This window comes from Acinetobacter lwoffii (genome assembly GCF_052078135.1).
Taxonomy (GTDB): Bacteria; Pseudomonadota; Gammaproteobacteria; order Pseudomonadales; family Moraxellaceae; genus Acinetobacter; species Acinetobacter lwoffii_Z.
On record NZ_JBQGUZ010000003.1, the window covers coordinates 188,796 to 213,480 of the forward strand.

Consider the following 24,685-nt stretch of genomic DNA (forward strand, 5'->3'; position numbering starts at 1 on the left):
CACCTTAAGCTTTTGATGATTTGGGCCAGATTTTCTTAATCAGGCTAATCACCAGCATGACCAGCAGACCCGCTAAAATTCCTACAGCGAAATTAATTAAGGTCGGCGTCACGGCACCAACAATGTTACCGATGCTAGGAATATCCTGTACATAGGCCACACTGTCTTCAGTAAAGTGATGAATAAAAGGAATAGCATGGTTGATAATTCCACCGCCTACCAGGAACATCGCAGCGGTTCCAACGATGGAGAGAATTTTCATCAAGACCGGAGCAAATGCCAACAAGCCACGTCCTATTTTTTGTTTAAAATCGGACTGCTGTTCAGTCAGATGTAAACCGATATCATCCAGTTTGACAATCAGCGCAACAAAACCATAAACACCAATGGTCATGACCACCGCGATCAGGCTTAAAACGGTTACTTTGGTCAGCATCGAGGCTGCGGCAACCGTTCCCAAAGTAATCACAATAATTTCAGCAGACAGGATAAAGTCGGTGCGAATGGCGCCTTTGACTTTTTCATTTTCAAACTGGTGCAAATCCATTTCCGTATGGATCAATTGCTCACGCGCCTGTTCAGCATCCTTGGCCTTCGGTGTGTGCAAGGTATGAATAATTTTTTCCACGCCTTCATAACACAAAAACAAACCACCCAGCACCAACAAGGGATTAATCAGCCAACCTGCAATAAAGCTGATTAATAAGGCCAGCGGCACCAAAATCAGTTTATTGACAAAAGAACCTTTGGCAACTTTCCAGACCACCGGCAATTCACGATCAGCCCGCACACCTGTCACTTGTTGCGCATTTAGAGCCAGATCATCACCGAGGACACCTGCCGTTTTTTTTGCTGCCATTTTGCTCATGACAGCAACATCATCCAGGACTGTAGCAATATCATCTAATAATAGTAATAAACTGCTCGCCATACTTATTATCCTTATCTTCTTTCCAGATAGTTTAATCAAAATTCTTAAAAATATTGTATTCACTTGTTTAATTTATAAGATTTTTTTACGACAGCTTTTTTTCTGGCTGACAATCAAAAACAGAATGCCGTACAATGTTGCCATTCGTTAAAATACAGCTGTAGTACTGACTACCCTTTGGAATAGATAATGAGTAATCAAGATAATCGTCCAGTGATCTTGACGGGCGACCGTCCTACCGGACAACTCCACCTCGGCCACTTTGTGGGTTCATTACGCTCTCGTGTAGGTCTGCAAGATTCTCACCATCAACACTTGTTACTCGCCGATGCTCAGGCATTGACCGATAATGCGGACAATTTTGAAAAAGTACGTCGTAACATTATTGAAGTGGCGACGGATTATCTGGCTGTCGGTATTGATCCAACTAAAACCACAATTTGTGTTCAGTCATGCCTGCCAGCACTGAATGAACTGACCATGCTTTACCTCAATTTCGTGACGGTTTCACGTCTTGAGCGCAACCCGACCATCAAATCTGAAATCCAGATGCGTGGTTTTGAGCGTGATATTCCAGCCGGCTTCTTGTGCTATCCGGTGGCTCAAGCTGCTGACATTACAGCATTCAAGGCCACTGTGGTTCCTGTGGGCGAAGATCAGATTCCAATGATCGAACAGACTAACGAAATCGTGCGTCGCCTGAACCGTCAAATTGGTCATGACCTGTTACCAGAATGTAAGGCTCTTCTTTCCAATGTTGGTCGTTTACCAGGTTTTGATGGTAAAGCGAAAATGTCGAAATCTTTGGGCAATACCATTGTGCTGGATGCGACAGATAAAGATATCAAGAAAGCTGTCAATGCAATGTATACCGATCCGAATCATCTGTGTATTGAAGATCCAGGTCAGGTCGAAGGCAATGTGGTATTTACTTATCTAGATGCCTTTGACCCAAATAAAGAAGAGCTGGAAGAGCTCAAAGCCCATTATCGTCGTGGTGGTTTAGGCGATGGTACAGTGAAAAAACGTCTGGAAAGTATTTTAAAAGAATTGATCGGCCCAATTCGTGAGCGTCGTATTGAACTGGCTAAAGATCCCGATTACATCATGGATATCCTGAAAACCGGTACGGATAAATGTCGCGATATTACCCAGGCGACACTGGATGAAGTTAAATCTGGCCTCGGTGTATTCCATTTTTAATTAGAAAAAATTGCTCTTAAAAGCTCTTCTGATGAAGAGCTTTTATGTTTAAGCTAAAATTGCGCAAAAATGATGCAAATATCCCCACATAATCTTCATAGTTTTAACCTTATTTAACATGTATTAACATGAATACTGATGAGTCATATGAGAATGCATCCTATTATGATTGTATTCAGTAAGGAATCAGATTTAACTCTCTCCACAGTTAATGAAGTAGTTTGAAAGACATTCCTTTTTCTACGCAATGACAACCCCAATCATTGCGTTTTTTTTGTTTATAGTTTTTCAAAATGCTAAAAAAATCCTGCGTTTAAGCAGGATTTAATCATGGTTAAGAATTAATAACTGAACAAGCCTTTTTCTAATGGTATTTCGATACCTAAAGAAACTCCGCTATCTCGACCATTTACCTTTGAATCACCGACCCATGCATTAATTTTAAGCGGCATTTCTGGACGGATATAATGTGACCAGGTCAAATCCAGTGCTTTAATCTCATCATTAAAAGCAAAAGCAGCATTATTAACGGCGGCTCGTTCCGATTGATTCACATCAGCAAAAAGTATACGCCCTGATAAGCGGTTCATAAAATCAATACGAATATCTCCACCCACGGAAATCATCTGCGCATCGCCACCTAAAGCATGTGCTAGAGGATAACCATGCTGATAAAAACCGTCTGTATAATTCGTATGGTTGTAGGAAATGCCTTGAACCTTGCCATTAGTCCGCGTATCTGCCCATTCTGTGTAGAGCTGATATGGCATATTTTTTACAGTGGAAGAATAGTCAATGCCGGCAAGATACATTTTTTTTGCAGGTAAGCCCCCAGCCTCATCCTCTCCTACATATTGAGCATATAGACCTACCGGAATTTGGGTAAGAGAAAATAAATTTAACCGCGCATCGAAGCCGGCAATCTGGTTAGATGGGTCTGGTTCACCTGTACCCCCATTATCTTTACTACCTACAAAAGCATCCCATAGCGAACTTAAACTTTCAGGTCGCCCTTCACCACCCCACTGAATCGCACGCGAGGCACCAAGCTCTAAATAAGGTAAAGGCTGTGCTGTAACACGCAAACCAATCAATTTGGCGTCTGGAACTGCGCTATAGTCATCGAGTTGACCGGCAAAAGCCTGATATTGCCACGGCCCAATCCAAGATAACCATTTATTTTCAAATGCTGTCTGTTCTGCACGTTGAACTGTAAAGCCATAGACTGGACGACTGGCATCACCACGCATCAAGCTGCCATCATGGCCTGGCCCCCAATAAGTTGGAATCTGCCCAGCAATCAACCATTGATTCCAAAGTTTCCCCGCCAGATAAGAACCTTCGAGATTTACATCCTGATCATTATCAATTTGTGGATCTTTTTCAGCATTCACCCTGATTTTGGCATCCCAATTCGTACTGCCAGCATTAAACTCTAAAGCTGCCTGATATTGTGCTTTTTGCTGATCCCCGAAAGTCTGTGGAATATTTTTTTGATCGGTTTCTGCAAATACACCCAATTTTAGCAGTTGATTATCTGCCTTTAGTTTAGCCAGAACCGAATCGATTACACGCTGCTGTACAGTATTGCTGATCTGCGCATTTGTTAAGGCTCGTTGAATTTCATCCCCACTCAGCGGCCAGGTTGAGGTACTGATTTGAATAACCCCTTGCTGGTTTAACCAGTTCAGGTCAGTACGCAAATTTGCATCATTTAGAACCAGGCCCTGAGCAAAAGCAGGAAGAGCAAGCGTAGTCAGCAACACACTCAATAATGTTTTTTTTAGCAACATGGGATGAATATTCTCAAGTTTATTTTCTGCTTCACCTTAATCGCTCCTATGTTAATTTTCAACGATTAAACTGTTGTTTTTTACTCAAGCTTTCAGATGTATCGACAAAAAATAACCCACACAATGGTGGGTTATTTTGAATTCAGCATTTAAGCATTTTTATGACGCATATGCGGGAACAAGATCACATCGCGGATACTTGCTGCATTGGCAAAGATCATCACCAGACGGTCAATACCAATACCCTCACCTGCTGTTGGAGGAAGACCGTATTCCAGAGCTTCGACAAAGTCTGCATCGTAATGCATGGCTTCATCATCACCAGCATCTTTTTCAGCAACCTGTGCCTGGAAACGTTCAGCCTGATCGATTGGATCATTTAGCTCCGAGAAGCCATTTGCCAGTTCACGACCGCCGATGAAGAATTCAAAACGGTCAGTAATGTGTGGATTGTGATCATTACGGCGTGCCAATGGAGAAGTTTCTGCTGGATATTCTGTAATGAACGTCGGCTGACGCAATTTGGTTTCTACGGTTTCTTCAAATACCATGGTTTGCAGTTTGCCCAGACCAAAACCTGGCTTCACTTGCTCTTTCAATTCTTCCTGAAGGAATTTTGCCAGGAACTCCCGGTCATTGACATTTTCAGGAGTAAATTGCGGGTTATTTTCCAGAATCGCATCGAACATTGAAATTTTCTTGAATGGCCCTTTGAAGCTATATACTTCATCGCCATAAGGCACGTCAGTCGTACCCAAGATATCAATCGCCAGACGCTCCAGCATTTGCTCGGTCAATTCCATCAAGTCTTTGTAATCTGCATAAGCCTGATAGAATTCGATCATGGTGAATTCAGGGTTGTGACGGGTAGAAACACCTTCGTTACGGAAGTTACGGTTAATTTCAAACACACGTTCAAAACCGCCGACCACCAAACGCTTTAAGTAAAGCTCTGGCGCAATACGCAGGAACAATGACATGTCTAGTGCATTATGATGTGTTTCAAAAGGACGTGCTGATGCACCACCTGGAATCACATGCATCATTGGCGTTTCAACTTCCATATAGCGCTTTTCAGTCAGGAAGGCACGGATACCCGCCACAACTTTGGCACGAATTTCAAAAGTTTTACGTGTTTCTTCATTAACGATCAGGTCAAGATAACGTTTACGATACTTCACTTCAGTATCGTTCAGACCATGGAACTTGTCTGGAAGTGGACGCAATGATTTGGTCAGTAATTCAAAATGTTCGATATGTACATACAAATCGCCTTTACCCGAACGACCGATATAACCTTCGACTGCAATGATATCGCCAAGGTCCAGACCTTTAATGGTAGCCAGTACATCTTCAGCGAGTTCTTTACGCGCAACATAAAGCTGGATACGACCTGTCATGTCCTGGATCACGATAAATGAACCACGGTTCAACATTACACGACCGGCAACTTTGACGTAGACCTTTTCGCCTGCTTCAATTTCTTCTTTAGATTTATCAGCGAACTGGTCTTGTAAATCCTGGGCATAATGCTCACGCTTAAAGGTATTCGGCCATGGGCTCTTACCTGTTTCTTGTGCCTGAGCTTCGATTTGCTTTAACTTGGCATGACGCTGTGCAATTAAATCGTTTTCGGAAATGATTTGTTCAGAAGTCGATTGAGCGTTAGTTTGCGTCATCTCTGCCTCGAATAAGATTAGTTAAAAAATAGAAGTTGCATAGAATAGCAGAAATCCTTCTCAAATCGTAGCGCAAACACTCTCAGGAACCGGCTTTTCTTTGGAAAAATCCACTATCCTGCTATTTACACCATTCGGTTGAGCCCTTCTGTCACTCTTTTAAATTCCCTTTCTTCAACCTTTTGCAGCACCCCGCTGCTCTCAGTTGGGATTAAAGTTTAAATCAGACAGGGGTTATACAAAATCATTGCACTGCAAAATTGTGGCTTAGACCAATAGCTAACTGCCTTGTACACCCAGACGTTCTACAATGACGCTCAGATTGAAGATGATGTGCCAATCAACAAATAACCAATATGGCATGTCCCATAAAAATGAGTAATGAACTATGTCTAAGATTTTGTTTTTACATGGCTTAGATTCCTCCAGAGAATCCACCAAGTTCCATGCCATTGATGTGGTACATAAATACTGTATCGATGTCGATTATCGAAATCTGAGTTATAGTTCGGTCACCGAGTTTTATCATGAGATGATTGAAACCATCAAACCGGATATTCTGGTCGGCCACAGTCTTGGCGGTTATTGGGCACTGAAAATGTCACAAGCGTATCAAATTCCATGTGTAGTGGCCAATCCCATTTTGCAGCCTAACTTCCGCGATGATTATCCGCCGATTGGGCATCACGATTTACAGCATGATATTCCTCAGTTTGCCTATCTGGAGCTGGGCGATGAAATTCTGGATATGCATGCGGTTCAGACACAACTTGAAGACTATATGCAAATTCAGGCAGTTGATGGCGGCCATCATCGTCTGGAACATCCTGAGCAAATTAATACACTGATTCAGGAAATCGAAGATCATTTTATCAGGCAATAAAAAAGCCCCACAATTTCGGGGCTTTTTTTACAAAAAATTATGACTTAAGCAACTGCCGCTTCAGGCTGAGATTTGTCATCCAATACTGACCAGATATCCAGGCCTAATTCAGCATGCAGGTCAGGAAGATCAAGGAAGATACTTGCGCCAAGTACTTCATGTTGACATTTTTGAGCCAGTTCATTCACTGCTTTTAAGGTTCCGCCAGTTGCCAGAACATCATCCACAATAATTACTTTCTGGGACTGAACTTCCGCAGACATTTCTAAACGATCCATACCATATTCCAGGCTATAACCCACACCGACCACTGGAGGTGGCAATTTGCCTGCTTTACGCACCAACAATAAGCCTTTGCCTGTACGTTGTGCCAACAAGCTTGCCAACACAAAACCACGCGCTTCGACCGCAATAAAGCTTTCTACTTCTGCCAGTTTGTCAGCAGGAATGCTGGCAATCAAAGCGTCAGTCAAAGGACCAATATTGCTCATGAAAAGTGGGGTCAAATCAAAGAAGCAAATTCCTGGTTTTGGAAAATCTTGGACCGTACGAATGTGAGACCACAAAGAAGTAGACAAATTGCTCATGGGAGATCTTAAAAAAAGAAAAGGAATATGGGAATTTTAAACCTATTTGAGTAGAGCGGACAAGCCAAGCTGCCTAATAAAAACCCGACGTTTAATTACAAGATATTGATTTTATTATATTGATTTATTTTAAAAATATTTAATCCGGACTTTACTGATTTTAAATTACCTAAAAACTCAAGTTTTTACTGCACGACTTTGGTCTATCCCACAAGATAAACACTCATTTTTGCCATCGTCAGCTTTTTATCCTTTAACCGCCTACGCCAGAAAAGCTGATTGGCGTGATTTTTAGATAAATGAGGAATGTGTCGTCTATTCTGCTGCTAATTTCGCTGATTAAGCTTTTATTCACTTTACTTTATGAATAGAACTGCGTAAAAATTTAGCCAAATATGTTCACTGTTAAAAAGTCATATTCTTTTAGAGTCTTGCCTTTTATGGATTTTAAGCTGACGCCTACAGTTGCTCAGTTTTGGAGAGTTACATGAGAAAGTTTCAATGCATCGTATGTGGATGGATTTATGACGAGGCAGAAGGTTGGCCTCAAGACGGGATCGTGGCAGGCACCAAATGGGAAGATATCCCCGATGACTGGACCTGTCCAGATTGCGGCGTGTCTAAAGTCGATTTCGAAATGATCGAAGTCTAATCACGTCCAGTTAAAGGCCATATCCATATGGTCTTTTTTTATGCCTTTCAATCATTTATACAGCATGGAGCTCTACCATATGGAAACAACTATGCATCCTATCGTCATTATTGGTTCAGGTATGGCGGGTTATGCCGTAGCACGTGAATTTCGTAAACTTAATCCAGAACATGAATTGCTGATGATCTGTGCGGATGATGCGGTCAATTACGCCAAACCGACGCTCTCCAATGCTTTGGCTGGCAATAAAGCGCCTGAACAAATTCCACTAGGCGATGCGGCTAAAATGTCAGCACAGCTGAATATGCGCATTGAACAGCATACCTGGGTCAAAGCCATTCATCCGGAAGATCATCAGCTGGTTCTGGAAAAAGATGGTCAGAAAAGTACGCAAAATTATAGCAAACTGGTATTAGCCATCGGTGCCAATCCGGTACGTCTGGCGATTGCCGGTGATGCCAGCGATGACATTCATGTCGTCAACAATTTGAGTGACTATAAAGCTTTCCGTAACAATCTGGCAGCACGTGAAGACAAACGTGTAGTAATTTTAGGTGCAGGCCTGATTGGCTGTGAATTTGCCAACGACCTACAAAATACCGATCATCAGGTTACAGTCATTGATTTAGCCCCTCAGCCACTTGGCCGCTTATTGCCAGAACATGTTGCTACTGCATTCCAGAAGAATCTTGAAGAAACCGGCATTCACTTTGTCTTGGGCACAACAGTCGAAAAAGTCTCTCGTGCGGACAATGGTGATTATCTGGTCACGCTGGCCAACGGTCAGTCTTTGGTCGCTGATGTAGTGTTGTCTGCGGTGGGCTTACAGCCGAATATTTCTTTGGCGAAACAGGCAGACGTACATACCAGTCGCGGAGTTTTGACCACCGCACAACTGGAAACCAACCAAGCCGACATCTATGCTGTAGGTGACTGTGCCGAGGTCAATGGAACTTTATTGCCTTATGTCATGCCGATCATGCAACAAGCCCGCGCTTTGGCAAAAACCTTAAACGGTGAACATACCGCTGTACATTATCCGGCTATGCCAGTGGCAGTCAAAACGCCTGCTGCACCTTTAACGGTATTACCTGCACCAGTTGATGTTGATGTCACCTGGGAAACTGAAGAGTTTGACGATGGCATGCTGGCTAAAGCGCTCGATGCTAACGGCACCTTACGTGGTTTCGTGCTTTTGGGCGCCACTGCAGCCAAACAGCGTCTGGCCTTGACCAAACAGGTTCCTGACTTGATTCCTGCTGCGGTTTAGAGGTTTAATAGCAAGGATATTTTTTAAACGAAATATCCTTTAATTAGGACAGCGACTATGTACAGCGCAGCACAGTTTAATCTTTCCCCTTATACCTCGTTCATGCATGAAACCAAGGTCGATCTTGGCAATGGGATCCAGCTACATGTCGAGGTTGGTGGAAATCCGGAACATCCCACCATTTTGCTGATTATGGGGCTGGGTGGGCAAATGCTGTACTGGCCTGACTTTTTCTGCAAATCACTGATTGACAATGGTTATCACATCATCCGTTTTGATAATCGTGATATTGGCCTGTCTTCAAAAGTCCATCACAAAGGTCCACGCCTGAATACCCTGAAAATGATGAGCCGTTTTGTACTGGGTCTGGGTAATCAGGGTGCACCTTATGATCTTTACGATATGGCTGAAGATGTCAGTCTGTTGATTGAAAAAATGCAGCTGGAACAAGTCTATGTGCTGGGTGCTTCGATGGGCGGTATGATTGCCCAGATTCTGGCCGCGCGTTATCCGGATAAAGTCAAAAAACTGGGCTTACTGTTTACCAGTAATAACCAGCCGATGTTGCCACCGCCCTTCCCTAAGCAACTCTTTAGTTTGATTGACAAACCGGCTTCAACAGATGAAGATGGCATTGTTGATCATAGTTTGAAACTGTTTAAGATCATCGGCTCACCAGGTTATGTCAATCATCTGGAAGCGGTGCAGACCGCCCGTAAATTATATAAGCGAAGTTACTATCCTGCTGGTGTACTTCAACAGTTTTTAGCAATATTATGTACAGGCTCATTGCTGCAACTGGACAAGCAAATCAAACAAGAAACCCTGGTGGTCCATGGTTCTCGAGATCGATTGCTGCCTCCTAGCCATGGCAAGGCCGTTGCGAAAGCAATTTCAGGGGCTAAATTTGAATTAATTGATGGAATGGGGCATGATATCCCACCGCATTTTATTCCATATCTTAGCGAATTATTTGCTGATCATTTTAAATCATAAACATTAGGACACTATGGCTGCATTACCATCCCTAAGACAGCTGTCATACCTCGTAACACTGTCAGAGACGCTACACTTTACAGAAGCTGCTCGCCGCTCCTTTGTCACCCAGTCAACCTTGTCTGGCGGCATCATGGAGCTGGAGCGTTTACTCGGTGGCGTACTTGTTGAACGCGACCGCCAGAATGTTCGTTTAACGCCTCTTGGTGAACAAGTGGTTGCACGCGCACGTGTTCTACTGGCCGATGCTCAGGACCTAATGCGTTTAAGTCGTGAGATGAGTGAACCTTTAACCGGTGATCTACATCTCGGCGTCATTCCAACAATTGCACCTTTCCTATTGTCCCAGCTGCTGGATGAAGTGCATAAGCAATTACCAAAAATCCAGTTGCATCTGCATGAAGCGCAAAGTGAAAAGATTGTAGAAAAGCTGGAACATGGCAACCTGGATATGGTGGCTTTGGCATTGCCTTTCGACACCCGTGGTCTGAAAGTTGCTGAAATTGCCAAAGAGAATCTGTATCTGGTTTACCAAAAATCTGATCAGCATGCTGCACAAGCAAACTCTTTAGAAGATCTGGATCTGTCTCGCCTGATGTTACTTGAAGAAGGTCATTGCCTGCGTGATCATGCCTTGAGTGCCTGCCCGATTGGTGAGCGTAAAAATGATCACCGTTTAAAAGCCAGCTCACTGCCGACTTTAATCGAAATGGTGTCTGCAAATCTGGGCTTTACCCTGCTGCCTGAAATTGCGATCCATACCAATATGATTAAAGGCAATCCTGAGATTCAGGTAAAAGCGATCGATTCAGCCCCAAGTCGTACCCTGGCATTGGTAACCCGTAAAAGCACACCGCTGCAAAGCGAGTTTGATGTGCTATTACAGATTTTCCAGAAAATCACTCAGCACGATGCTGCCTGATCTATAGATAATAAAAAGGAGCACATGTTGCTCCTTTTTTATATCTTGAATTGAATGCATCCAGTCCGCCTAGAAACTTAGAATCTCTACATTTCAGCTAAATCACTATTCTTTGGGATAGGCATTTGCATCTGCCTGATTCACAGTATAGCTCTCTATCGCATCTACAGGATCGCGTTTTATTGGCTAGCCTTTTGCCTGCACCGGTTTTAGTGATTCGTTCACCGACTGGACTCGACCTGTCAAAAATCCAGACCGTGCTACAGCAACTCGGCTATCAGCCAGATATGCTGCTGTATGCGGACAATATGCTGTCCGCACAATCCATGATTACTGAACATCTGCCCAACCTGATTCTTTATCATGCAGCAACAACTTCAGAGATCAGTGTGATCCGTCCGCTGAAACAGCAAAGCCTAGATACGCCCGTTATTGCCATACTCAATACTCATTCCACAGCACTGATCTATTCAGCCTTGCTGTCCGGCGCAGATAGCTATATGCAGCATCATGATTCATTACCCCAGTTCGCTGATAGTCTAAAAACTGTCTTGCGCGGTGGAGCCTACATTCATACTGAATTGGCAGACTATCTCCTGCACCAGCCCAGCGTTAAAGCCTGTCTCAACTTCGCTGAATTACAGTTATTACAAGTAATGAGTCAGCATAAATCGCAAACCGAACGACAAAACCAGCTTCAGATGAAAGATTATCAGATGTATAGTCAGGTCAAACACATCTATCGAAAACTGATCAGACTCAGCTTAAACAGTTCAATTGTATGTTCGAAATAAAAAAGAGGCTGAATATTCAGCCTCTTTAAATACTTAAACTTATTTAAACAGCTCTAACAGAATACGTTGTGCATTATGTGGTTTTTCACCTTCTTTTGGCTGTGCCCGCAGCCAGGTACCATCACCTTGCAATAACCAGGATTGCTGGTTGTCTTTCAGGTAATTCAACAGACCTTGTTGATAGATGCGTTTTTTCAAGGCTTCATCTTCGACCGGGAAACAGGCCTCGACCCGATTAAACAGGTTACGATCCATCCAGTCTGCACTTGAACAATAAATACGTGAATTTCCATTATTGCTGAAATAATACACGCGGGTATGTTCCAGGAAACGTCCGACAATTGAACGCACCCGGATATTTTCCGACAGACCCGGCAAACCCGGACGCAAACTGCAAATCGACCGAATAATCAGGTCAATCTGTACTCCGGCCTGAGAGGCTTCATAGAGTTTGTTAATCAATTGCATTTCGGTCAGCGCATTGACTTTGACAATAATCTGCGCCGGTTTCCCTGCCTGAGCATAGGCAATTTCATTATCGATATAGTTAAGTAACTGGGCATGCAAGGTAAATGGCGCATGTAGCAGCTTTTTCAGCTTGGCCATTTTCCCCATACCGGTCAGTTCCTGGAAAATACGATGCACATCTTCACACAGATCTTTATCCGTCGTTAACAGACCATAATCGGTATAGATTCGCGCATTGCCGGCATGATAATTACCGGTGCCCAGATGCACATAGCGCACCAGTTTGTTATTTTCCCGGCGCACCACCAGAATCATCTTGGCGTGAGTCTTGTAACCAACAATGCCGTAGACCACGACTGCTCCCGCTTCTTGCAGGACATTGGCCACCGCAATATTGGATTCTTCATCGAAACGCGCACGCAATTCAATCACTGCGGTCACTTCCTTGCCATTGCGGGCAGCTTCAGCCAGCACCTGGACAATTTCAGAATCTGGTCCACTGCGGTACAAGGTCTGCTTGATCGCCAGCACTTGCGGATCGCGTGCCGCTTCACGTAATAATGAAATCACCGGCGCAAAAGATTCAAAGGGATGATGCAGCAGAATATCCTGCTTCTGCATTGCACTAAAAATATTTTCAGATTTTTTCAGTACTTTAGGAATGATGGGAGTATGCGAGTCATAACGTAAATGCGGACGTTTAAAGTTAGATAGCAAACGTGCCAGATTGACCGGGCCCGCGACTTTATAAAGCTGCTCGTCGTCCAGATCAAATTCATTCAGTAGATATTCATAAATATGCTGCGGACAATTTTCTGTCACTTCCAGACGCACGGCGCGGCCAAAACGGCGTGAACTGAGTTCGCCTTTGAGTGCCTTGGCTAGATCTTCAACATCTTCATTCAAGGCTAAATCGGCATTTCGGGTAACACGGAACTGATAACAGCCAGTCGCCGTCATCCCCGGGAACAGATCAGAGACATGCTCATGAATAATCGCCGACAGCATCACATGATGTTCTTTTCCATCGGTCAGTTCATCCGGTAAACGTACCACGCGTGGTAGAGAACGCGGTGCAGGTACCACAGCCAGATCAATCTGACGGCCAAAGGCATCTTTCCCTTCCAGCGTGACAATAAAGTTCAGTGATTTATTCACCAGTCTCGGGAATGGATGTGCTGGGTCCAGGCTAATTGGAGTGAGAACCGGCGCCACCTGCTCCTGAAAATATTTTTTAATCCAGGCAGATTGTGCTGGGGTCAATTCACCACGGCGCAAGAAGCAAATATCTTCCTCACGCAGTTTTGGCAAAATTTCTTCATTTAAAATACGGTATTGACGTTCAATGGCAGCATGTGCGGTTTTAGAAATCTGTTCTAAAACCTGCTTTGGAGTCAAGCCATCCGGACTCCGACTTTCATTATCCAGATCCAGCTGTTCCATCATTCCTGCGACCCGGATTTCAAAAAACTCGTCCAGATTACGCGAGAAAATCAACAGGAAATTCATGCGTTCGAGCAATGGATGTAAAGGATCGACAGCCTGTTCCAGGACACGTAAATGAAAGTCTAGGATAGACAGTTCGCGATTAATATAACGATCATTATATGTATATTCGGGCTGTGCTGAAGTTGTGCTGGCTGCCGTATTCATATCAAACCTATGCGGATTTAAAATTGTGCTTATCCCTCCAAGTATGCTTCAAATTGATGACAATTTCATAAAAAAAGCCCAAATAATTGGGCTTTCTCTTCAAATCATCAATTAAGGTAATTCTGCATAACGCATATAGCGCTGAATCATGCGTTTACGTGCATTTAATGCAGAGGAATTGCGATGATCCTGGAAATATTTCGGATTGGTCAAAATGGCCGCCAGAAAGATGGCTTGATCGCGGGTCAGGCTTTGCGCAGTTTTACCAAAATAATGTTTGGCCGCCGCTTCAACGCCGTAGATATTGTCCCCGAATTCGATCGAGTTTAAATAGACTTCCAGAATCCGTTCTTTCGACCACATGCGTTCCATCATCCAGGTCGCAACCGCTTCCTGACCTTTACGCACAAATGAACGCTTGTTGACGAGGAACAGGTTTTTCGCCAATTGCTGGGAGATTGTCGAACCACCCGCCACTACACGGCCCTGATTTCTGTTTTTATTCAGCGCAGTTTGAATTCCGTCCCAGTCAAAACCATGGTGATGAATAAATTTTCCATCTTCCGCAGTGACGATGGCACGTTTCAGATTCAGGCTGATTTCGTCATAGGGACGCCACTGATGCTGAATCGCTTTGGAAGGTTCTGTCCAGTAATCAATCCGCATCATCATGGTGGTGTTCACCGGATTGGTTCGCCACCAAGCCAGACTGGCAAAGATCCACAATTGAACCAGCAGAATCACACTGACGATGACAAGCATCGTGCGGATCAGAAAGGCTTTCATGTCAGTGCGTTACTCCTGAAAATTTAATTTTTCGTGTTAAGCTTATTCGAAATATACAATCACAGCAAAAAAATAGCATGTCTGAATACTCTCCCCCTGTCGAACATCGCAAACTTGAAATGCATCTCTGGTGGATCACCGCCATTTTAATCGGGATCAATGTTGGATTATTTGGCTGGCAAGCCATGCATGGCATGGATGTTAGCCAGCCGAGTACCCGAGACGCTATTCTCTGGGGTGCCGATTATGCACCTTTAACCTATTTAGCGGAACCCATGCGCTTGTTTAGCAGCATGTTTTTTCATTTTGGCCTGATTCACCTGATGTTGAATATGTGGGCCTTGTATATTTTTGGTAGTGTTGCCGAACAACTGTTTGGCCGGATGTATTTTATTGGCCTGTATGTGTGTGCCGGATTAATGGGCAGCCTGCTCAGTGGCTATATGAATATTCAAGACAGCTATAACCTGATTGAAGGCGGTGTGGCCAATCCCGATTTATTGCCTGCGGTCAGTGCCGGCGCATCTGGTGCCGTGATGGGACTCGGGGCTTCACTGACGGTGCTGGCCTTATTGCCGATGCTGCCACAGCAACGTTTTATCCTGGATAAAAAAACCCTGGTGATGGTGATGGGTCTAAACCTCGCGCTGGGCTTTATGATCAGCGGAATCAACAATGCCGCACATATTGGCGGCATGCTGATGGGGGCTTTTCTCACCTTGTTATGGTACATCGGTCAAAAAATGCAGCGTAGTCACCTGTTCAATCTGATTGCCTTGCTGATTGGTTTCGGCGTTTGTGTGCTGCTTTATCAACATAACTTGGCCTTGATTGAACCCATTCGCCCACTGTGGCAAGAGATTCTGGAAATGATGCAACAGCAACTAAAACTTTAACTCTCAGCCAGTTTAAAAATCACGGAGATGAATCTTATTGATTCATCTCACGCAAGCTTTGTAAGGGTGGAATCTCTGACAGATAACTCAGGCGATAACGGCCAATCAGCGCACATAAAGTGGTCATAAAGATCGGCAAGATAATCCAGATTTCCCAATGCGGCTGAATCATTAAATCCATTTTATAACTGGCAATCGCACTGATCACTTCGGCAAACAGGCAGGAAACTATTCCGGCAAACAGCCCAATAAAACCAATTTCCAGACTCATCATGGTTTTCAGTTTCTGCTTGGAACTACCGAATGATCGAAGCAAAGCCACTTCACGTTTGCGCTCATCCATCAACAGGTTCAGACAGGCCATCAGTACCAGAAAACCGGAAATGCTGACCAGTACTGCCAGAATGGTCACGATTTGCACCAGCACATTCACAATGCGTTTGATCTCTTCCAGAATCAGGCTGACATCAATAAACACCGTGTTGGAAAATTGCTGGATCACAGGGACCAGTTTGCCTTTATCTGTTTCCGGGACATAAAAACTGCCCAGATAACTGCCGGCATTGGCATCCATGCTATTCGGTGCAAAGATAAAGAAGAAATTCGGGCTAAAACTTTCCCATTCGACGGTTCTTAGATTAACGACTTTAGCTTCCAGTATCCCTTCTGGCAGACTGAAACTGAGTTTATCTCCGATCTTGATCCCTAGCTCTTCCGCAGTATTGGCTTCGACCGATACGGTGCCGACTTGTTTTAATACCGCGTCACCACTGACAATCACATTATCTTGTGGATAGCTATTTGACTGGGTCAGATTCAGTTCACGTCTTAAGGTATTGCTGCTTTTCACCAGTTCCTCGGCAAAAGGCTGATCATTTTTGGCGACCAGACGCCCACGGACATTTGGATACAGTGGCGTGCTTTTCCAGCCATTCTGCTCAAGTTGAGCTTTCAGGTCTGGCATATCAAAAGGCGGTAAACCATAAACAAACTGGTTCGGCGTACCTTCCGGTAACTGTTGCTGCCAGCGATCCAGCAGATCAGTACGCAAGACTGCCAATACTGTAATCAGGCTCAAGCCCAAGGCTAAAGCCGTAATCTGCAAAGCAGTCTGAGAAGGTGTGCGTACATAGGCTGACAGATTCAACTTCATATTCCGCAGCAGTTTCAACATCCCCCATACCGTCAGATACAGCACCGCACATAACACAATAATCGCGCCAATCACCCAGGCGGTCAGCAGCAAGTTTTCAGTCAAAATCACACTAAAAATAATCAGGCTGAGCGTTCCAGTCAGCAGCATCCACAGCATGGATTGCACTGATTTTTCCTGCTGGCGGATCACCCGAATTGGCGGGGTATTCAGCAATTGCAACAAGCTTGGCATGACAAAGCCGAGTAACACCACGGCACTGGTCAGCATCGCGACTGGCAATGGTCCGAGCAACATTGCCAGGGCTGAAAATTCAATCTGCAAATTTGGAATCAGCTGCAACATCAATTGCAACAGTCCATAACCCAGACTGATCCCGACCACGGTACCAATTAGCATCGCAATTAACAGCACCATCCCGAGTAAAGCCAGATAAGCCGACAGAATCTGCTGCTTGGTGGCACCGATACAACGCATCAAGGCAATATGATCCTGATTCTGCTGCACATAACGCTGTGCGGTTAAGGCTATGGCAATCCCGCATAATAGAATGGTCAGAATATTGGCCAGTTGCAGGAAAGTGTCCAGATTGGCGATTGGCTTCATCAAGCGGGTATTGCCTTCACTGGCATTGCGTAACCTGAGACTGCTTTGCTCCTCAAACTCCTGCCCTTGCACTTCCGCTGGCGTTTCAGCCGAGCCGTTTGCTGACTTGACCTGCTGCTTGAATAAGGCTTCATATTGTTGGGTATCGTCTGGACGGCCAGCCATGAGTAAGCGATATTCAATCCGGCTCCCTACCTGAATCGCATTGGTTCGTGCGACATCTGCCTGGGAAATAATTACGGTCGGCGAAAATCCGGAAAATCCAAGTTCCTGATTGGAGTCCTGTTCAATCTTGGCGGTGACTTTAAACGCCGCATCGGCAATATTGAGCTGATCCCCCAGTTTGACTTTGAGCAAATCCATGGCTCGTGGACTGAGCCAGATTTCACCAGACTGAATCGATTTTTTTGCCGGTTGCACCCGCAGTTCACCACGCAAAGGAAAAGCCTGATCTATGGCTTTGACATTGACCATCACAAACTGCGCATCGGTATAGGCCATACTGCTAAAGAAAGTGACTTCTGACTGCTTTAAATCCAGCTGCTTGGCCTGATCACGCCACTGCTTTGGCAAAGGCTCATTATCTGAAAGCACCAGATCACCAGCCAGCATTTCTGCTGCCTGTAAGGCGACTGCATTTTGGATTTGCTCGTTACTAAACTTGAGTGCAGTAGTCGCACTGATCGCCAGCGTTAAGGCAATAATCAGTAGATAAATCCCGGTCGTTTTAAAGCTTTGCGTCAGTAAAGGACGAAATAATGGATTCATTTCATCCTCCATTCGGATGTTCAATCAGCTCGCCATTCAGCAGTTCAAAATGCCGCTGACACTGCTGCGCCAATTTGCGGTCATGCGTGACCAGCACCAAAGTCGTCCCCAGTTCCCCATTCAGTTGAAAGAGTAGTTGTTCAATTTCTTTGGCAGTTTCGCCGTCGAGGTTACCCGTGGGTTCATCGGCAAAAATGATTTTTGGTTCACTAACCAGTGCACGAGCGATGGCTACACGTTGCTGCTCCCCCCCGGACAATACTTTTGGGGTTTGCTGCGCCTGTCGATCCAGCCCTACTTTATGCAGTAGTGCCAAGGCTTTTTGCTCGGCTTCTGCATATTTAAAATCGGGTTGCAGGCGCAGTGGCAGCATCACATTTTCAAGTGCAGTCAGATGCGGCAACAGCTGAAAAGACTGAAATACAAAGCCGATATTTTTCAAACGCACCAGTGCACGCTGTTCTTCATCCAGACTTGACACCAATTCACCACAGACCATAAGCTGACCTGAACTTGCCTGATCCAGTGTCGCCAGAATACCCAGTAATGTGGATTTTCCGGAACCGGAACGACCGGTAATAGCCACTTGTTCTCCGGCCTGAATATCCAGATCAAGATCCTCAAAAATGGTGAGTTGTTTTTGTGAAAGTTGTATCTTTTGTGTCAATTTCTGGGCAGAAATAATAGCCTGTGGCATGATGGTCGAATCGTTGCTGCTTTGAATCATACGTGTCCTATATGAAAGATCTTAATCAGAAAACTCGGCTATTGCCTTACTTTTTTGTGCTCAGTCTGTGCCTGTTACCTCTTGGGGTCTCAGCAAAGACGATTATGATTTTAGGTGATAGTTTAAGTGCAGGTTATGGTATCCAGCCCCAGCAGGGTTGGGTACATTTATTACAAAAGCGTTTAGAGCAACAGTATCCGAAACAGCATAAAGTGGTCAATGCAAGTGTCAGTGGCGAAACCACCAGCGGAGCACTGGCCAGACTACCTAAACTGTTACAGACGCATCGTCCAGACCTTGTGGTGATTGAGTTAGGTGGCAATGATGGCTTGCGTGGACAACCACCGCAAATGATTCAAAAAAATTTAGCCAGCCTGATTCAGCAGAGCCAGAAAGCCAAGGCCAAGGTCATTGTATTTGGCATAAAGATGCCGCCTAATTACGGGCAGGCCTATAGCAAGGCGTTTGAAAATAATTATAAAGTGGTCAGTCAGCAATATAAGGTGAAATTATTGCCTTTCTTTATGCAAGGTGTCGCCGGTAATAAAACCCTGATGCAAAAGGATCTGATTCATCCAAATGCAAAAGCACAGACAATCCTGTTAAATAATGCTTATCCATACATTAAAGGCGCTTTATAAAGCGCCTTTAACTTATTTTAGAATATATTTAGATGAATCGTGATTAGAAATCGAAGAATGTCACTTCACCAGTTTCCAGTGAATATTCAGCACCCACGACTTTTAATTTTCCTTGTCCAATCAGGTTTTCAAGAACGGCTGAACCGTGACGCAACTGATTCACCGAAGCAAATACGTTGGAACGTACTGCATGCTTGGACAATTTTGCCAAGTCATTTTTCAGTTCAGTTTGCATTAAAGTTTCAACTGAAGGACGTACGCGGTTCACAATCGACATCAGGTTTGCCGATGGCGGGCAATCTGGACACATCAAGGTATCAATAGTCGCTTTAATCGCACCACAGTGACTGTGACCTAACACCACCACAATCGCGCAATCATAACGTGCCGCGGCAAATTCAACACTGCCGACCTGTGAGGGTGCAACAATATTACCTGCAACACGAATCACAAAAAGATCGCCGAGACCCTGATCAAAAACCATTTCGGCTGGAACGCGCGAATCTGAACATCCCAAGACAATCGCAAACGGATTCTGATCCTCTGCCATTTCTGCGCGCTGTTGGTGGCTAAGTTGTTTTGGATGCGTGGTATCGCCACTGACAAAACGTTGGTTACCCTGTCTAAGACGTTCTAAAGCTTCTTGAGCTGTGAGCATTCTTTTCTATCACCGATGGTTTTAGTTGCAATATCTTACTGCCAGTTTTTTTGAATGTCACTTGCAAAAAATCTTAGCTGATTAAATTTTTAGCATTTATCTAATTTCATTTCTGCAGGCAATTTATGCGCAATACATCACATTTTCCAGTCATTTAATGTAATTCAGCAAAAAACTAATGGGTGACAAGCGCAAAGATTGATTTAAAATAGAATGAAGAATAATGTTTTTATTTGAATGAAAATTGCAAATTTATAACATGGAAGTATTTTGATTGAGCAATTTGCTTACTGGGTTTGTTTTGGGGAATGGCCAATGAAGAAAATAATAAAATTGCGCTCGAAAATGATCTGTTCAGGCTTGGTTGCCTTAAGCTTGGCATTACCGGGCCTGACACAGGCTCAAATACTGTTTAGCCAGAAAAATGAAACATCTGCCAAAGTCTTGCAGCAGCATCTGTTAGAAGAACGCAGCCTTGCTGGACTCAAATCCAAAACCCTCAAAATTGGCGAGGTCACCTGGAGCTATAGCGAAGGCGGTGCCAAGAACAAACCATCCATTCTACTGATTCATGGTCTGGCAGGCACGCGCGACAACTGGAACCGGGTCGCCCAGTTTCTGACGCCCTATTATCATGTCATTATTCCGGATCTGCCAAGCAACGGCGACACCAAAGTTCCGGACAATTTTGATGTTTCTGTGCCCAATGTGACCTCTCAGCTGCGTCTATTTATTGAAACCTTAAATGTGGACGAGAATTTACATATTGCTGGACATTCCTTAGGCGGCTCGATTGCCACAGTCTATGCCTCGCAATACCCTTTCGATACGCAAAGCCTGTTTCTGATCAATAGTGCGGGCCTGTATAAAATGGGGAATACGCCCTATACCAAAGATCCTCAAGCCTTAAAAGATCTGATCGTCAGCAAGCCCGGTGATCTGCAGGATGTTTCCAAACAGCTGATGCAGAACCCGCCAGTGATCCCTTATCAGCTGCGACATGCACAGGAAAAACTGCTGATTTCACGCGCTGAACAAACCAGTAAATCGATTGATCAGGTGGTGATGCTAAACCGGATTTATACACCGGAAACCTTTGCCCGCCTGACCCGCACGGTAGAAGCACCCACCTTGATTTTATGGGGCAAACAGGATCGGATCATTAATGTCGAAGTAGTCAAAGAACTGCATGCCCTGCTGAAACGTGCAGAAAAACCGGTGATTCTGAATAATGTCGGGCATATGCCGCTTCTGGAAGCAGAAAAACAGGTTGCACAACATTATTTGCCTTTTCTGGCCAAGACACAGACCCTAAAAAACCCGCTTGCTGATAAACTCATTCCTTTAAATTAAGTTTCAGAGATGCTATGCAGAAACACCCGATGATTGAGCAGTTGATCGATGCTCAACTTGATTTTCTCGATCAGGCATTTTCTCAATCTGAAACGATTCAAAGCGAATTTCATGCATTTTATTTGTGGCTGCGCAAACAGACGCTAAAAGAGCTGTGGAGCTGCGAACTGATCAATCAGCTTTTGCAAAAACAGATTCTCGGTACTGCTGCCAGCAGTTTTCTGATTGAACAGATTGCCGAGCATATCCGTTTTGCCCTGGTGCATCCGGCCAATGATTCCACCACGATTGCTGATCTGATTCCAGTACTGACCGTAGACAAAATCGCCCAGTATGTGGCCAGTAAAAGTGGCCATCGTCAGCGTCTGATCAAAACCGTCGTGAATAATCCGGCATTTTCAGCCATGATTACGCAATTGATCCAGCATTCCATTCAGGATTATCTGGATAACTCCATGATTGCCAAAAGCGTGCCCGGGGTTTCCCGCTTTATGAAAATGGGCAAATCTGTACTGGAAAATGTTACCGATACCAACCTCGATAGCACCATTGCACGTTATCTGCAAAAGAACATTCTAAAGCTCAGCCAGATGAGTGAGCATGTGCTGAACCAGCATTTTGACGATGAAAAACTCTATCATTTTCAGGCCAATCTCTGGCATAAAATCAAAGACATGCCAGTATCGGTCTTGAAGAATTATATTGAGCTGCAGGACCTGAATCAGACGGTCGGCTTAGGTCATGACATCTGGGATCACATACGCCAGACGGACTATCTGCAGCAGCAAGTGCATGACGGAATTCATACCTGGTATGTCCGCAATCAGGAACATACTTTTGATCAGTTATTACGTGATCTGAATATTGATGAAGCGCTAATTCAGAATGAATTGCAGCAACTGCTCAGTCCGGTAATCCAGCAGATGGTTTCTCAAGGCCACTTACGTGAACGTGCGCGCAAATATCTGGAACAATTTTATTACCATGCAGATACTTTGAAAATTCTTAAGATTTAAATAAAAAGCCGCTTTATAGCGGCTTTTTTATTTTCTTGTTTGCTTAGAATTTTGCATTCAGGCTGATACCGTAACGGCGGCCATCCAATAGTTGATCCCCATCAATATCTTCAGCTTTTTCATCCAGTAGGTTATAGACGCCAAATTTACCGGTCAAATTCGGACTGAATTTATAGTTAAAGCCGACATCTACAAATTGGTAGCCTGGATTTGGCTGAGCCATCGAAGTACGGCTCAAGTATGCAGAGGTTTCAGAACGGTGGTGCAAGCGGCTCCATACATTGAGTGCATCATTTAGCTCATAATCCACACCAATATTAAACATGTGTTCTGGCATCTGGTTCAGTGGCTGGCCTTTAAAAGCACCCGATTTAAACTCTGAATCGGTATAGGTATAGTTAGCAGTCAATGTCGTGTAATCATTCAGACTGGCTTCTACCGTTGCTTCTACACCACGAATTTCTGCTTCATCCACGTTGATCCGTTCACTAATAAAGTAAAATGGAATATCTCCTTCGAAACATTTCCAATTCTGCCAATTATTGCGGTTTGTTGTGGTGCCATCAGTATCGGTTTCGCAGGCACGAACTTCTGTTATACGGTCTTCATATTTAGTGATAAAGCCAGTCAGCGATGTATTGATATAATCATTTTTCCAGTTGAAGCCCAGTTCAGTAGATAGACTCGATTCAGGTTCTAAATCCGGATTCGCACGAATGATGCCACGCCCTGTTGCTAAGGGTGAACCGCTACCACCGGTAACACTATAGAAACCTTCAGTGGCTGCACGAATATCAGGTTGTTTATAACCTGTAGCTACACCGCCTTTTACCACAAAATTATCATTTACAGCGTACACCCCATACAGACGTGGTGATAAATGACCACTATAGTTTTCATCATGGTCATAACGTAGGCCGGCTGTTAAATCGAAACGATCTGTCATGCTCCAGGTATCTTCCAAGAATGCTGCAGCAGACCATCGCGTCAATTCACTAAACTCAGGTGAATTCGGATTACGGTTAGTGGCTTTATCTTCGAGCTTTTCATCTTTAAAATATCCACCAAATGATAAAGTATGGTCACCCAATAACAAATTCCATTGACTGTTAGCAGTCCAGGTATCCAAGGTAATTCCTTTGGTACCCAGTTCCGTATTGCCTCGATCCGGATTTTTTGAATTTTCATATTGAATATATGATGAACTGTCTAAGTTATCGCTATAACGGCCATTATGGGTTAATGAATAAACATTACGATAATTGCGCGAAAACGAATCTGCAGCACCTTGAGCAGGTGCTACCGTTTCCCCTACAGACGTAGTTGATTCTTGCTGCACGAAATTGGCTTCAACTTGTACATCATGATCATCATTAATGGCATAGCTCAGACGTGAATTTAAGCTTTCACGTTCTGTGCCACGAAAACCGCCCACATAATGGTCTTCATTACGTTCCTGCTTATTGACTGCTAGCTGCAAGCCCAGCTTGTCTGGAATTAAAGGACCGGCAAGATATGCAGAAGCATTTTTAATATCACCTGAACGGCTACTGTCCTGAATGATGGTTCCTAATTCAACATTGCCAGACCATTCATCCGACACTTTTTTGGTAATGATATTGACTACCCCGCCCATGGCATCCGTACCATAGAGTGTAGAAGCTGGACCACGGATCACTTCGATACGTTCAATTGCTGAAATAGGTGGCAGAATATTTTTCTCAAAACCGCCATCATCCCCATTCGGATTGACATCCTTGCCATATTGACGTTTACCATCTACAAGAAACAAGGTGTAGTTTGAACTCATACCACGAATACTGATGGTCTGTGCAGAACCTGCACCTGAAACCACTACCCCGGGCGTATTACGCAGTACATCAGTAATGTCGTTATATTCACGTTTATCTAATTCTTCACGATCAATGACAGTAATGGAAGCTGGTGCTTTAGCCAAATCTTGCTCATAACCTGTTGCGGTCACCACAATCGTTTGCAATTTAGTCGCTTCCGCCTGTGGAACAACCGCTTCTACTGCAGATGTATTTCCCGCCATGGCTGTGAGTACAGCAAATGCCAAAGTTGTTTTTAAGAATGGCTTATTCATACCTTGCGCGCCCCAATATTTATGAAGAGATCATGTTTATTCGGTTGCGAAGTGTAACAGCTTCTCAATTTAATACAATTAATATTGATAATTATTATCATTAACATTCACTGGTTTTTAAGCCAGATATAAAAAAACCTCGA

The 24,685-nt window shown here is 44.1% G+C and carries 21 protein-coding genes; 11 read left to right on the forward strand and 10 right to left on the reverse strand.

Going from position 1 to position 24,685, the window contains the following annotated elements:
* Window positions 1-4 precede the first annotated feature (4 nt).
* A complete protein-coding gene (locus ACTL4S_RS03315) occupies window positions 5-931 on the reverse strand; it encodes a DUF808 domain-containing protein (protein ID WP_004279420.1) in 927 nt (308 codons plus the stop codon).
* Window positions 932-1,120: 189 nt separating this feature from the next.
* Here ACTL4S_RS03315 and trpS point away from each other — a divergent pair, with 189 nt between their 5' ends.
* On the forward strand, window positions 1,121-2,134 hold the full coding sequence (gene trpS, locus ACTL4S_RS03320) for a tryptophan--tRNA ligase (protein WP_441298738.1): 1,014 nt from the start codon (window positions 1,121-1,123) through the stop codon (window positions 2,132-2,134).
* Window positions 2,135-2,475: 341 nt separating this feature from the next.
* On the opposite strand, the gene ACTL4S_RS03325 is transcribed toward trpS, so the two are convergent.
* Both ACTL4S_RS03325 and lysS read right to left on the reverse strand, forming a co-directional pair.
* Window positions 2,476-3,927 (reverse strand): capsule assembly Wzi family protein, encoded by a 1,452-nt coding sequence (locus ACTL4S_RS03325; RefSeq protein ID WP_312584674.1) that lies wholly within the window; start codon window positions 3,925-3,927, stop codon window positions 2,476-2,478.
* Between the two features lie 149 nt (window positions 3,928-4,076).
* Window positions 4,077-5,606, reverse strand: a complete 1,530-nt coding sequence (gene lysS, locus ACTL4S_RS03330) for a lysine--tRNA ligase (protein ID WP_071850582.1) — start codon at window positions 5,604-5,606, stop codon at window positions 4,077-4,079.
* A 388-nt stretch (window positions 5,607-5,994) separates the two neighbouring features.
* On the opposite strand from lysS, the gene ACTL4S_RS03335 reads away from it, so the two are divergent.
* Window positions 5,995-6,489: a YqiA/YcfP family alpha/beta fold hydrolase gene (locus tag ACTL4S_RS03335; RefSeq protein ID WP_004279417.1), complete on the forward strand. Its 495-nt coding sequence runs from the start codon at window positions 5,995-5,997 to the stop codon at window positions 6,487-6,489.
* A 44-nt stretch (window positions 6,490-6,533) separates the two neighbouring features.
* On the opposite strand, the gene ACTL4S_RS03340 is transcribed toward ACTL4S_RS03335, so the two are convergent.
* Window positions 6,534-7,076, reverse strand: a complete 543-nt coding sequence (locus tag ACTL4S_RS03340; RefSeq protein ID WP_004646276.1) for an adenine phosphoribosyltransferase — start codon at window positions 7,074-7,076, stop codon at window positions 6,534-6,536.
* A gap of 487 nt (window positions 7,077-7,563) precedes the next feature.
* Here ACTL4S_RS03340 and rubA point away from each other — a divergent pair, with 487 nt between their 5' ends.
* From rubA to ACTL4S_RS03365, 5 genes are all read left to right on the forward strand, one after another.
* Window positions 7,564-7,728 (forward strand): rubredoxin RubA, encoded by a 165-nt coding sequence (rubA, locus tag ACTL4S_RS03345; RefSeq protein ID WP_004279415.1) that lies wholly within the window; start codon window positions 7,564-7,566, stop codon window positions 7,726-7,728.
* A gap of 91 nt (window positions 7,729-7,819) precedes the next feature.
* Window positions 7,820-8,998: a rubredoxin reductase RubB gene (gene rubB / locus ACTL4S_RS03350; RefSeq protein WP_441298749.1), complete on the forward strand. Its 1,179-nt coding sequence runs from the start codon at window positions 7,820-7,822 to the stop codon at window positions 8,996-8,998.
* A 57-nt stretch (window positions 8,999-9,055) separates the two neighbouring features.
* Entirely contained in the window at window positions 9,056-9,994 is a 939-nt protein-coding gene (gene estB / locus ACTL4S_RS03355) for an esterase EstB (RefSeq protein ID WP_004646272.1), read from the forward strand.
* A 13-nt stretch (window positions 9,995-10,007) separates the two neighbouring features.
* On the forward strand, window positions 10,008-10,916 hold the full coding sequence (oxyR, locus tag ACTL4S_RS03360) for a LysR family transcriptional regulator OxyR (protein ID WP_004279412.1): 909 nt from the start codon (window positions 10,008-10,010) through the stop codon (window positions 10,914-10,916).
* 182 nt (window positions 10,917-11,098) lie between these two features.
* Window positions 11,099-11,710 carry a response regulator gene (locus ACTL4S_RS03365; protein ID WP_039902034.1) on the forward strand — a complete coding sequence of 204 codons (612 nt, stop codon included), beginning with the start codon at window positions 11,099-11,101 and terminating at the stop codon, window positions 11,708-11,710.
* 39 nt (window positions 11,711-11,749) lie between these two features.
* Here the strand turns inward: ACTL4S_RS03365 and ppk1 are convergent, their stop codons facing one another.
* Both ppk1 and mtgA read right to left on the reverse strand, forming a co-directional pair.
* Window positions 11,750-13,831 (reverse strand): polyphosphate kinase 1, encoded by a 2,082-nt coding sequence (ppk1, locus tag ACTL4S_RS03370; protein ID WP_005246972.1) that lies wholly within the window; start codon window positions 13,829-13,831, stop codon window positions 11,750-11,752.
* 111 nt (window positions 13,832-13,942) lie between these two features.
* Window positions 13,943-14,617 (reverse strand): monofunctional biosynthetic peptidoglycan transglycosylase, encoded by a 675-nt coding sequence (mtgA, locus tag ACTL4S_RS03375; protein WP_004279409.1) that lies wholly within the window; start codon window positions 14,615-14,617, stop codon window positions 13,943-13,945.
* 77 nt (window positions 14,618-14,694) lie between these two features.
* Between mtgA and ACTL4S_RS03380 the strand changes: the two genes are divergently transcribed.
* A complete protein-coding gene (locus ACTL4S_RS03380; RefSeq protein ID WP_441298739.1) occupies window positions 14,695-15,513 on the forward strand; it encodes a rhomboid family intramembrane serine protease in 819 nt (272 codons plus the stop codon).
* A 34-nt stretch (window positions 15,514-15,547) separates the two neighbouring features.
* Here the strand turns inward: ACTL4S_RS03380 and ACTL4S_RS03385 are convergent, their stop codons facing one another.
* Together ACTL4S_RS03385 and ACTL4S_RS03390 are read right to left on the reverse strand one after the other, a co-directional pair.
* On the reverse strand, window positions 15,548-18,040 hold the full coding sequence (locus ACTL4S_RS03385) for an ABC transporter permease (RefSeq protein ID WP_441298740.1): 2,493 nt from the start codon (window positions 18,038-18,040) through the stop codon (window positions 15,548-15,550).
* Window position 18,041: 1 nt separating this feature from the next.
* Window positions 18,042-18,767, reverse strand: coding sequence for an ABC transporter ATP-binding protein (locus ACTL4S_RS03390; protein WP_253112765.1), 726 nt, complete (start codon window positions 18,765-18,767; stop codon window positions 18,042-18,044).
* An 11-nt stretch (window positions 18,768-18,778) separates the two neighbouring features.
* Between ACTL4S_RS03390 and ACTL4S_RS03395 the strand changes: the two genes are divergently transcribed.
* Window positions 18,779-19,408, forward strand: coding sequence for an arylesterase (locus tag ACTL4S_RS03395; RefSeq protein ID WP_441298741.1), 630 nt, complete (start codon window positions 18,779-18,781; stop codon window positions 19,406-19,408).
* Between the two features lie 43 nt (window positions 19,409-19,451).
* Here ACTL4S_RS03395 and ACTL4S_RS03400 read toward each other — a convergent pair whose 3' ends face one another.
* Window positions 19,452-20,066, reverse strand: coding sequence for a carbonic anhydrase (locus ACTL4S_RS03400; RefSeq protein ID WP_004646264.1), 615 nt, complete (start codon window positions 20,064-20,066; stop codon window positions 19,452-19,454).
* Window positions 20,067-20,381: 315 nt separating this feature from the next.
* Between ACTL4S_RS03400 and ACTL4S_RS03405 the strand changes: the two genes are divergently transcribed.
* Window positions 20,382-21,419: an alpha/beta fold hydrolase gene (locus tag ACTL4S_RS03405; RefSeq protein ID WP_441298742.1), complete on the forward strand. Its 1,038-nt coding sequence runs from the start codon at window positions 20,382-20,384 to the stop codon at window positions 21,417-21,419.
* A 14-nt stretch (window positions 21,420-21,433) separates the two neighbouring features.
* Window positions 21,434-22,435, forward strand: a complete 1,002-nt coding sequence (locus ACTL4S_RS03410; RefSeq protein WP_441298743.1) for a hypothetical protein — start codon at window positions 21,434-21,436, stop codon at window positions 22,433-22,435.
* A gap of 43 nt (window positions 22,436-22,478) precedes the next feature.
* Here the strand turns inward: ACTL4S_RS03410 and ACTL4S_RS03415 are convergent, their stop codons facing one another.
* On the reverse strand, window positions 22,479-24,542 hold the full coding sequence (locus tag ACTL4S_RS03415; RefSeq protein ID WP_441298744.1) for a TonB-dependent receptor domain-containing protein: 2,064 nt from the start codon (window positions 24,540-24,542) through the stop codon (window positions 22,479-22,481).
* Between the last annotated feature and the right edge of the window lie 143 nt (window positions 24,543-24,685).

Bases quoted from the DNA above. Each gene is read 5' to 3' on its own strand.
- ACTL4S_RS03315 (WP_004279420.1), bottom strand. From the start codon at position 931: ATGGCGAGCAGTTTATTACTATTATTAGATGATATTGCTACAGTCCTG.
- trpS (WP_441298738.1), top strand. From the start codon at position 1,121: ATGAGTAATCAAGATAATCGTCCAGTGATCTTGACGGGCGACCGTCCT.
- ACTL4S_RS03325 (WP_312584674.1), bottom strand. From the start codon at position 3,927: ATGTTGCTAAAAAAAACATTATTGAGTGTGTTGCTGACTACGCTTGCT.
- lysS (WP_071850582.1), bottom strand. From the start codon at position 5,606: ATGACGCAAACTAACGCTCAATCGACTTCTGAACAAATCATTTCCGAA.
- ACTL4S_RS03335 (WP_004279417.1), top strand. From the start codon at position 5,995: ATGTCTAAGATTTTGTTTTTACATGGCTTAGATTCCTCCAGAGAATCC.
- ACTL4S_RS03340 (WP_004646276.1), bottom strand. From the start codon at position 7,076: ATGAGCAATTTGTCTACTTCTTTGTGGTCTCACATTCGTACGGTCCAA.
- rubA (WP_004279415.1), top strand. From the start codon at position 7,564: ATGAGAAAGTTTCAATGCATCGTATGTGGATGGATTTATGACGAGGCA.
- rubB (WP_441298749.1), top strand. From the start codon at position 7,820: ATGCATCCTATCGTCATTATTGGTTCAGGTATGGCGGGTTATGCCGTA.
- estB (WP_004646272.1), top strand. From the start codon at position 9,056: ATGTACAGCGCAGCACAGTTTAATCTTTCCCCTTATACCTCGTTCATG.
- oxyR (WP_004279412.1), top strand. From the start codon at position 10,008: ATGGCTGCATTACCATCCCTAAGACAGCTGTCATACCTCGTAACACTG.
- ppk1 (WP_005246972.1), bottom strand. From the start codon at position 13,831: ATGAATACGGCAGCCAGCACAACTTCAGCACAGCCCGAATATACATAT.
- mtgA (WP_004279409.1), bottom strand. From the start codon at position 14,617: ATGAAAGCCTTTCTGATCCGCACGATGCTTGTCATCGTCAGTGTGATT.
- ACTL4S_RS03380 (WP_441298739.1), top strand. From the start codon at position 14,695: ATGTCTGAATACTCTCCCCCTGTCGAACATCGCAAACTTGAAATGCAT.
- ACTL4S_RS03385 (WP_441298740.1), bottom strand. From the start codon at position 18,040: ATGAATCCATTATTTCGTCCTTTACTGACGCAAAGCTTTAAAACGACC.
- ACTL4S_RS03390 (WP_253112765.1), bottom strand. From the start codon at position 18,767: ATGATTCAAAGCAGCAACGATTCGACCATCATGCCACAGGCTATTATT.
- ACTL4S_RS03395 (WP_441298741.1), top strand. From the start codon at position 18,779: ATGAAAGATCTTAATCAGAAAACTCGGCTATTGCCTTACTTTTTTGTG.
- ACTL4S_RS03400 (WP_004646264.1), bottom strand. From the start codon at position 20,066: ATGCTCACAGCTCAAGAAGCTTTAGAACGTCTTAGACAGGGTAACCAA.
- ACTL4S_RS03405 (WP_441298742.1), top strand. From the start codon at position 20,382: ATGAAGAAAATAATAAAATTGCGCTCGAAAATGATCTGTTCAGGCTTG.
- ACTL4S_RS03410 (WP_441298743.1), top strand. From the start codon at position 21,434: ATGCAGAAACACCCGATGATTGAGCAGTTGATCGATGCTCAACTTGAT.
- ACTL4S_RS03415 (WP_441298744.1), bottom strand. From the start codon at position 24,542: ATGAATAAGCCATTCTTAAAAACAACTTTGGCATTTGCTGTACTCACA.